We start from the raw sequence: 8,795 nt of genomic DNA, 5'->3' as shown, positions 1-8,795 counted from the left end.
CGATCAGCTGCGAGGCGTTGAAGGTCGAGTCGATCTTGACCGCGCTGAACACGGGCAGGAAGGGCACGAAGCCGCCGCGCACGGCGCGCATGGCGCCGGCGTCGAGTTCTTCGGTGACGGACAGGTCCTTGATGGTGAGGGTGGTAGTCATGGCAGTTCTCCTTGGGAGAGATTGGGACTTGGGTTCGGTTGGTTTGAGCATTGTTTCTGCGCTCGGGAGGTACAAACGCATGGAGTGTGCCAAGGCGGGCCGTGTCATCGCGAATCGCCCGCAAACCTAGGCGGGGCTTGGGAGAGATTTCCTTCGAGTGCGAAAAATGGCGTCAAAACCAAGCGCGCGCCGTCCTGGATCTGGCGGGCGTAAACCAACACAACAACACCGAGTGTTTGCTATTACGCGACAAGCTGGGCCCATATATCGGAGAGCGGGGCGCCGAGATCAAGACGGTCATTCGAGACGACAAAATGCACTATTATAAGCATCAAACGATGCTATAATCGGTGCCTGTCCTGACGGAGGTTCCCATGCGTACGACAATTGCGCTTGATGACGACTTGATCGCCAAGGCCCAAGCCTATACGGGGCTGGAGGAGAAAACGGCACTCGTGCGCGAAGCGCTAAAGGCCTTGATCCAGCGTGAAGCCGCGAAACGACTCGCGAATCTTGGCGGTAGCCAACCGGGCATCAAGGGGGCACCGCGTCGCCGGCAGGACGTCGAATGAAGGACGTCGAATGATTCTTGTCGACACGTCGGTCTGGATTGACCACATCAACGCTTCTGATCCTATGCTGATTAGCCTGCTAGCCGAGGGGCGTGTACTGGCTCATCCATATGTGATAGGCGAGATTTCGCTCGGTAGTCTGCGTGACCGTGATGTCGTGCTTGGCGCGTTGCTTGATCTGCCGCGCGCGCCAGTTGCAACGCCGGAGGAGACGTTCTATTTGATCGAGCGCGAAGGTTTGTTCAATCGTGGAATTGGATATGTCGACACGTCACTGTTGGCGTCCGCGCGTCTACAACCAGGCATCACTATCTGGACGCGCGACAAGCGATTGAAGAAAGTTGCCGATGAACTCAATCTCGGGGCGGTCCTCGCGCACTAGATAACAGAAAAGCGATGACAACGTGGAGATCGCAACGCCAACGGAAGGGCTTGCCCCGATAGTCGATGCGAATTGCACGCACCTGATTCTTGGCACCATCCCCGGAGACGAATCACTCCGGCTTCAGCGTTACTACGCGCATGGCGCCAATCAGTTGTGGCAGATTCTGGGGAAGGTCTACTCGGAGGAAGTCCAGGACGAATATGAAGATCGAGTCGCCTTCCTTCTGCGTCACGGTATCGCGGTCTGGGATGTGCTGCGCAGCGCGGATCGAAAAGGGAGCTTGGACTCAGCGATCAAGAATGAGATCGCGAGCGATTTTGCGGGTCTGTTTGGGCAATTTCCGCAATTGAGGGCCGTTGGATTCAACGGGACAATGGCGCGGACGTTGTTCGGGCGCCATGTTGCTTCCCAGCCTGGGGTACCAATGGAAGAGCTTAGATGTATCGTTCTTCCGTCGACAAGCTGGACTCCCGGCCGGCACGTTAAGTCGCCGGCGGAGAAACAGGCCATTGCAGAACTGACTGCACAGCTGCCCGGAGTGGATCAAGTCAGCGCCAAACGGGAAGCGTTGCGCTACGGGGCAGAGAAGGAACAAATTCGGCAAAAGGCGGAGGCGCAAGAGCGAGCGGCCAAGGACGCGGACGAGGCAAGTGAGAAGGCCGTGCACCATCACCATCGCTGGGCGCAGGCCGTGGTTGCAGTTCAGGTTTCAATTGCACTGGCGGCAATTACGCTGCTCACACGGCGCCGATGGCTGCAGGTGGCTTCGTATGGGGTTGGCGCGATTGGTGGCACTCTGGCGGCCGTGCTTTCAATGCTCCACATCTAGGAAAAGAGGTTCACGAGGAACAAGAAAACGGAACCGGGAAAGGAGACCGCGCTAAATCGGGGATGACGACGATGTTCGCTACCTAGAGGCTAATGAGCCACCTACAATGCGCGCATGGCTTCCGATCCTGGGCCGGCAACCTCCGTCCTTCAACTTGGGGTCATGGTACTTTGAGGTCCCTTTGATTTCACTGCAATTTACCGGGATAGGCACCCCTAGCATGCATGCGGGTTCCCGCGCAGCGCCACAAATGCGTGCACTGTGGCAGGCGGCCGTCGCTAGGCTCGCTCGCGCCAGCTGGTGACTGTCGTCTTCCCCTAGTTGACCCAGTGCTTCACCAATTGGCACGGTAACTCCAAGCCGTGCGGCCAGGCCACGTGCATCGCCTCGCATAGTGCCGCCTGTACCAACCAACTGGCCGGCATCTTGGCCGTGTGCTTCGTGAATGTTGTCATCCATGGGCTCCCTATCCGTTGGTCCATTGGAGCAGGGTGCTGTCACGACTTCCTCTTGTGGGATTTCCGCAGGTGCTGTCCTTCGCAGACCGTCGGCACCGCATCGCCGACTCCGTGGACCAGGCAATGCCGACCGGGCGGCCGATCTGGCTGAGCTCCAGCAGGCCAATGCCGACTTGGCCCGCGAGAGCGAGCGCCAGGCGGTGAGCCTGGAACTACGGCTTGATGCGGCGCACGAAAACACTATGCTTGGGATAGAGAACCTCGGTGGTGACACCGCCCGCGGCGACCCGACGCTCGCTCCTTCCTACCCGCACCGCCACGACCAGGCGGTGGACGCCGCGCTCCCGCCATGCTGTTGTCTCAGGAGAAGCCCATGAAACAAGTTGCCCGCCGTTTCGCACTGCTCGCCGCCCTAGCCAGCGCCGTCGGCCTGGCGTGGCTGTCGGCCACGCCTGCCCACGCCTGCCCGAGCCAGGATGGCGGCGGCCGCCACGCGTCGCTACCCCACGACCCAACCCCGGATGGCGGCGGTAGGTAGCGGCACCCCTAGGGACGGATGGGTTAGGAGCAAACCATGACCAACTGGATGCGCAGGTTCGCGCGGCTCGCGGCCTTGGTGAGCGCGCTCGGCCTGACGTGGCTGTCGGCCACCCCGGCCCACGCCACGCCGTGCAGCGACTGCAAGTCGTCGGACGGCGGCGCTGGCGGCGCCCCCTGACAGTCTGGGCCGACTGGCTTGGCGAGGCCGCCATTACTCTTGATAAAAAGTGTTGAACCAAACCGCTGACGCGGTAGGGGTGGTCGGCCGGCGCCGGCAGCTCCGACATCACGCTGGAGACCGGTTTCCCCCTCTTTGTGCCGAGTCCTCGAAGTCGCCGCCGTCAAAGCCCGGCACGACGCACTCAATGTCGCCATGTTCACCACGGATGCGATCGAGAACCGCTATGACGTCGCTAATCGTCATGCACTTATCTGTGAATACTTCTGCGACCTGGTCTTCCCGCCTCATGCGTGCTTCCTCTTCTTTCGGTGCGTTGTCGTTTGCTACGACTTCCGCAATTTCCAGTTATCGGCGTGATGGCGAGTGACAAAAATGCCGCCACATGGGCGGCTGCTTACCTACTGTTGCCTTACCGGGGTGACCGCGGCAATGGCATTGGCGACGTCATCAAATGGCGAGCCGTTCGGCCCTACCGTGCTGAATCCATAGTTAGGGTCACCACGGAAGTCGCCTAATCCGGGCGGACCTGCTGGCAGTGCGCCCAAGCTCGTACGCTGGCGATCCCATGTGTTGACGCCTCCGGCCGCATTGGCTCAACCATGGAATATACCGTCCACCTCGGCGCCGTCTCTTTGCCAATGGACCCCTTCGGTCACCAGGCCATTGCACATCCGGAAAAGATACTGCGCGCCCAGTTCGGGTGGCTTGCTTCTTTAAAATGCAGTTGATAGTCCATCTACTTGGTGTGGATGTATCGGTGAGAGGGACTTTTCCAGTCTTCCTCCGCGTTGTCAAACTGGCTGGCCTTGAGGGCGGATTCTCCTAAGGCTGGCCCCTTTCCGCACGAAATACTGTCTGGACAGTCCCGACGAGCGTGTGATGCTGCACCAGCACAAAGCCCTGGTGCCGCGCGAATGCCGGCGTTACGTGTCCTGACTAAGTTGAAGCGAAAAGCGGGCATGCGCTTGCGGCAGTTTAGAATTTGTGACGGATGCCAACGACCGCGCCGAACTGGTTCTCCGAGCCGCTAACCGTGCCGAAGCCGCTGCCTTGGATCGCGCCGGAACCGCCCGCGGTCAGACCCAGGTTCGAACCATCCTTGTTCTTCGCGTAACCCACGTTCAGGTAGGCATCGGTGCGCTTGGATAGGATGTAATCAACCGAAGCCACGAAGCTCCACGGATCAGCCTTGGTACCGCGGAAGTCTTGGTAGTAGGCAACGCCGGTCAGCGAGAGTGCCGGAATTAGCTGATAGCCCAGGCCCAGCCAGTACAGGTTCGAGACGTTGTTGGCACCGAGGTTGCCCGGCAGCGTGGCGCCGTCCAGAGCCTTAGCCCAACGATAACCAGCGTACACCTTGGCCGGGCCGAAGGCATACGTACCAGCCAGGGTGGCGCGACGGATCTTGGCACCCGTCAGGGCGCCGGTCGCGGCCAGGCCGAGGTTGGTTTCGTCGTAGACACCTCCGATGGCTAACGGGCCGGCTGCGTAGGTCAGGCCAGCGCTGTACTCTTGGCCAATCTTGGGGCTGCCCGGGACTTCACCAAACGAGCCGGCACCGGTGTTCGAGCCGAAGCTGTACAGGGCCCTGGCAGTCAGGCTGTGGAAGGTGCCGACGTACTTGACCGAGTTGTCAGCTCGGCTGGTGAAGCCTGCGTCCTGGCCGATGATCGAGTAGTTCGTGGCGATGGCCATCGGGTCGAACTGCAAACCGAAGTCATAGAGCGGGGTCTGTTGACGACCCAGGGTCAGGGCGCCCCACTGGCTTTGCAAACCGACGTAAGCGTTACGCCCGAACAGACGGCCGCCTTGGGCCGAGGTGCCGGTGTCGAGGTTGAAACCGCTTTCAAGCACGAAGATGCCCTTCAGGCCACCGCCCAGATCTTCCACGCCACGCAGGCCCCAACGGCTGCCCGACAGGTTGCCCGAGGTCAGGCGGGTCACGCTGTGGCCGCCCCCAGGTTGGTTGTTTTGATATTCGATGCCGGCGTCAACGATCCCGTACAGAGTCACGCTCGACTGGGCATACGCACCACCAGCGGCTAGTGCAGCGACGGTGGCAATCCATGTCATCTTCATAGCACTTTCCTTGTTAGCTGATGATTGGAAACTCTGGGCTATCGCGACTGCTTGGCCGACGCTCTCCGTTCACGTCTATTTTGTATTATGTGCCAGCGTTCGGTTAACGATACTTGGGAACAGTTTTTTTTGTTGTGATGAAACAACCAAGAGGGCGGAAAGCAACCAAAATCGTTCCGTGCTGGAGTAACGAACATTCGTGCTTTTTTTGGGTTGGGCTCCTTGTGCCGGGTGAGTGATGCACTAATACCATTCCAGCCTAAAGAAATGAAGAAAAGACGAAGAGAAGAAGAGGCACATGACTGCCTTGATGGACGAAGGTATCAAGCGCTGGCCAGCCAAGCGCAATGCGACCCTGGTGATGAAAATCATCCAGGGGAAGACGACTTTGCGCAGTGCAAAGGAAGAGCAGATCATGTGCTGGCTTGCGGTGGATGATCATCCGAACCTGGCGATTGCGGCCGGAAAAGAATTGCGCCTCATCCCACGGCTACGCCGTGGCAGCATTGCCCCACTCAGAGGCCGGCACGCTCTGTCCGGCCCGATCGTGCAAAGCCGAAGCGGCCTTCTCCATCAGGCATAGCATGCGTTGCAGTTCTCGATGCCTGAGCGCCCCCTCTAGGACATGAGTGCCTCGGCAATGAGCCTTACTGCGTCCAGTCCAGACGGATTGCGCGTAGCGTGCGCCCGAGGGGGATAGCCTCGGCCCCGTGCGCGGCGTGGTCCAGATTGCGCATGGTATGGGTGAGCATATCGGGCGGTATGTCGGCGTGATCGAAGCTCTGGTATCTGCCGGCTTCGAGGGCGCGGTGAGGCTGTATCCGCGGTGATCGTTTCCGTAGACTATGACTTGCTGGTGGACATGATTCGAAGGCGGATGCGGCGGACCGGTCGAGCGGCCCGGGCGTGCCATAGTCACGAATGCTCGTCATTACGGCCGCATGCAAGCCGCTTATGCCGGCCATTAGCCATTGCGCCTGTCGCACGCCCCCCCGCACATTGTCTAATGCTTCCACATACAGGCACGGCACGCCGTTCAACGCCGCAGCCGAAAACGATGATGGAGACAATGTCCTATGAAGCGTCCCGCCTTGCTGCTGGTGTCCGCCTGCGCGCTGCTCGCGTGCGGCGCGGCGCTTGGCACCCCGCCCGATACCGGGCGCTTTCCCACCCATGCGATCCGGCTCGTGGTGCCGTTCACCAGCGGCGGGATCGCCGATGTGATGAGCCGCGTCCTGGCCGAAAAACTCAAGGATTCGCTCGGCCAGGCGGTGGTGGTGGAGAACCGGCCGGGTGCCGGCACCATGCTTGCCTCCGAGTACGTGGCGCGCGCCGATGCCGATGGCTACACGCTGCTGATGGCGGCGGCGTCCCTCACCATTGCGCCCGCGGTCTATCCCAAGGGCCGGGTCAAGTACGATCCCGTGCGCGATTTCGCGCCAGTCACGCTGGTGGCGGAGGTGCCACAGGTGCTGGTGGCATCGCCTGGCCTGCCGGTGAAGAGTGTCGGCGAGCTGATCGCCTATGCGCGGCGCCATCCCGACCAGGTCAACTACGCTTCGTCCGGGGCCGGCACCTCCAACCACCTGGGGGCTGAGCACTTCAACCAGATGGCGCATATCCACATGAAGCACGTGCCCTATAAAGGCACCATGCAGGGATTGAACGATGTGGTGGCCGGGCATGCCCAGGTCATGTTCGCCGACCTGGCTGCCGCGGACGCGTTTATCAAGGCGGGCAAGCTGACCGCGCTGGGACTGACCAGCGCCAGGCCTTCGCCGTCTCGCCCGCAACTGCAAACCATCGCGCAGGCGGGCCTGCCGGGCTACGCCAGCACGTCTTGGCTTGGCCTGCTGGCGCCGGCCAATACACCGCCCCAGGTCATCGGCCGGTTGAACGAGGCGGTGCTCAAGGCCTTGCGATCCAGCGAGGTCAAGGCGCGCTTCGCAGCGCTCAACGTCGACCTGGCGCCGACCAGCCCCGAGGAATTCAAGCGCTTTATCGCCAGCGATACGGCCAGGTGGTCGGACATCGCACACTCGACAGGAGCCTCGGTGGAGTGAGGCTCGCGCGCAAGCAGTGACGTCCTGGCCTGCTTCCTGATCCTCTGGCGCGGTCCGGCCCGCCGCTAACCCGTCATTCACGACAAATCGGATTGCCGCCAAGGGGCAGCGTTTGCCTGTGCTCTCTGCCGTCCAATGACGGCGCGTGACCGGTTGCGCGCTGCCTTTCGTTGTCGCGTTCGCGTTCGAGTTGCATCACCACAACAGCAAAGACTGGAGGAGAACTATGAGAACCACCGGGCTCACGGCAGCCGCCCTGATGGCGTTGCCAGGCCTCGCCGCCGCGCAAGCGGTCACCCTGTACGGCGTGGTCGATACAGGCGTGGAGTACGTTAACCATATCGGCGCCGCGCGCGACAGTGTGACGCGCATGCCGGGCCTGACGGGCACCGTGCCGTCGCGTTGGGGCCTGCGCGGCAGCGAGGACCTCGGGCAAGGCATGAAGGCGGTGTTCGTGCTGGAGTCAGGCTTCGGCACCGACAATGGCGCTTCGAACCAGGGCGGCCGCTTGTTCGGCCGCCAAGCGTATGTCGGCCTGGCAGGCAAGTGGGGCCAGATCGGGCTGGGCCGCCAGTACGCCATGACCTTCTGGGCCAACCTGGAAGCCGACATGCTAGGCCCTAACACCTTCGGCTCAGCCTCGCTGGACAGCTATATGGCGAACTCCCGCGCCGATAACGCCATTGCATACAAGGGCACCTTTGGCGGCTTTACGCTGGGCGCCACCTACAGCTTCGGCCGCGACGGTACCAATGCCGGTCCCAGCCCGGCCGGCACCAACTGCGCCGGCGAGAACCCGGCCGACGCGCGAGCCTGCCGTGAATGGTCGGCGCTGCTCCAGTACGACGCCAAGCGCTGGGCGGTGAACGCCGCCTATGACTCGCTGCGCGGAGGGCCGGGTGCGTTCGCCGGGCTGACCAGCAGCGGCCTGCGCGACGACCGGCTCTCGCTCAATGGCTATGCGCTGGTGGGCAACGCCAAGATTGGCCTTGGCCTGGTGCGGCGCGACAACCGGGGCAGCCCCACGCCGCGCAGCGACCTCTGGTATGGCGGCGTGTCCTACGCAGTGACGCCGGCCTTCAGTGTGGACGCTGAAGTCTTCAACCTGCGCTATCACGACAGCAGGAACAAGGCCTGGTTGTACGCGGCGCGGGCCACCTATGCCTTCTCCAAACGCAGCTCGGTGTACGCCACTGCCGGCTTTATCGACAACGGCGGCCAGCTCGGCTTGTCGGTCAGCAATGGCCAGGCCGGCGCGAACCCGGCACCGCGAGCGAACCAGTTCGGCGCGATGGTGGGTATCAAGCACGTCTTCTGATGCCATGCGGCACGACCGCGCCGGCGAGATCGGGATCCCACCGGCGCGCTGTCGTTCGCACCGCAAGCTGCACCGGGTTCAGTGCGGCTCGACGCCCGCGAACGCGTTTTCCAGCAAGCGCAGGATGCCATCGCGCGTCAGCGGCGCCGGATTGGGGGGGGCGCTCGCAGGGCCTGGTCGGCCACGCGTGCCAGGTCGCCATGCCGCACGCCCAGTTGC

Annotated in this window: 10 protein-coding genes; 9 read left to right on the top strand and 1 reads right to left on the bottom strand. The window is 62.1% G+C overall.

The genetic code is table 11. From position 1 onward, the window contains the following. Window positions 1-525: 525 nt before the first annotated feature. The 5 genes from ACYP5B_RS26700 to ACYP5B_RS26680 all read left to right on the top strand — a co-directional run bounded on the left by ACYP5B_RS26700 (window position 526) and on the right by ACYP5B_RS26680 (window position 3,113). Window positions 526-723, top strand: coding sequence for a type II toxin-antitoxin system VapB family antitoxin (locus ACYP5B_RS26700; RefSeq protein ID WP_006159576.1), 198 nt, complete (start codon window positions 526-528; stop codon window positions 721-723). Window positions 724-733: 10 nt separating this feature from the next. After that, the gene (locus ACYP5B_RS26695; RefSeq protein ID WP_400103731.1) at window positions 734-1,105 is read left to right on the top strand and encodes a type II toxin-antitoxin system VapC family toxin; all 372 of its coding nucleotides are present in this window, start codon (window positions 734-736) and stop codon (window positions 1,103-1,105) included. A 22-nt stretch (window positions 1,106-1,127) separates the two neighbouring features. Beyond that, window positions 1,128-1,937, top strand: a complete 810-nt coding sequence (locus ACYP5B_RS26690; RefSeq protein WP_459571698.1) for a DNA-deoxyinosine glycosylase — start codon at window positions 1,128-1,130, stop codon at window positions 1,935-1,937. A gap of 831 nt (window positions 1,938-2,768) precedes the next feature. Continuing rightward, window positions 2,769-2,933, top strand: a complete 165-nt coding sequence (locus ACYP5B_RS26685) for a hypothetical protein (RefSeq protein WP_400102520.1) — start codon at window positions 2,769-2,771, stop codon at window positions 2,931-2,933. Window positions 2,934-2,969: 36 nt separating this feature from the next. Beyond that, window positions 2,970-3,113, top strand: coding sequence for a hypothetical protein (locus ACYP5B_RS26680; protein ID WP_400102519.1), 144 nt, complete (start codon window positions 2,970-2,972; stop codon window positions 3,111-3,113). Between the two features lie 978 nt (window positions 3,114-4,091). Here ACYP5B_RS26680 and ACYP5B_RS26675 read toward each other — a convergent pair. Continuing rightward, window positions 4,092-5,195 carry a porin gene (locus tag ACYP5B_RS26675; RefSeq protein WP_400102518.1) on the bottom strand — a complete coding sequence of 368 codons (1,104 nt, stop codon included), beginning with the start codon at window positions 5,193-5,195 and terminating at the stop codon, window positions 4,092-4,094. A 298-nt stretch (window positions 5,196-5,493) separates the two neighbouring features. Here ACYP5B_RS26675 and ACYP5B_RS26670 point away from each other — a divergent pair, with 298 nt between their 5' ends. The 4 genes from ACYP5B_RS26670 (at window position 5,494) to ACYP5B_RS26655 (ending at window position 8,576) form a co-directional block, all read left to right on the top strand. Next, the gene (locus tag ACYP5B_RS26670) at window positions 5,494-5,778 is read left to right on the top strand and encodes a hypothetical protein (RefSeq protein WP_459571697.1); all 285 of its coding nucleotides are present in this window, start codon (window positions 5,494-5,496) and stop codon (window positions 5,776-5,778) included. Window positions 5,779-5,905: 127 nt separating this feature from the next. Further along, a complete protein-coding gene (locus ACYP5B_RS26665) occupies window positions 5,906-6,025 on the top strand; it encodes a serine aminopeptidase domain-containing protein (RefSeq protein WP_400102516.1) in 120 nt (39 codons plus the stop codon). Window positions 6,026-6,271: 246 nt separating this feature from the next. Further along, a complete protein-coding gene (locus tag ACYP5B_RS26660; RefSeq protein ID WP_459571696.1) occupies window positions 6,272-7,258 on the top strand; it encodes a tripartite tricarboxylate transporter substrate binding protein in 987 nt (328 codons plus the stop codon). A gap of 226 nt (window positions 7,259-7,484) precedes the next feature. Next, window positions 7,485-8,576, top strand: coding sequence for a porin (locus ACYP5B_RS26655; protein ID WP_459571695.1), 1,092 nt, complete (start codon window positions 7,485-7,487; stop codon window positions 8,574-8,576). The last annotated feature ends 219 nt before the right edge of the window (window positions 8,577-8,795 follow it).

The sequence above is a fragment of the Cupriavidus sp. 8B genome (genome assembly GCF_054589115.1).
Note: the sequence above shows the minus strand (reverse complement) of the source record. Positions and strands in the feature narration are given on the sequence as shown.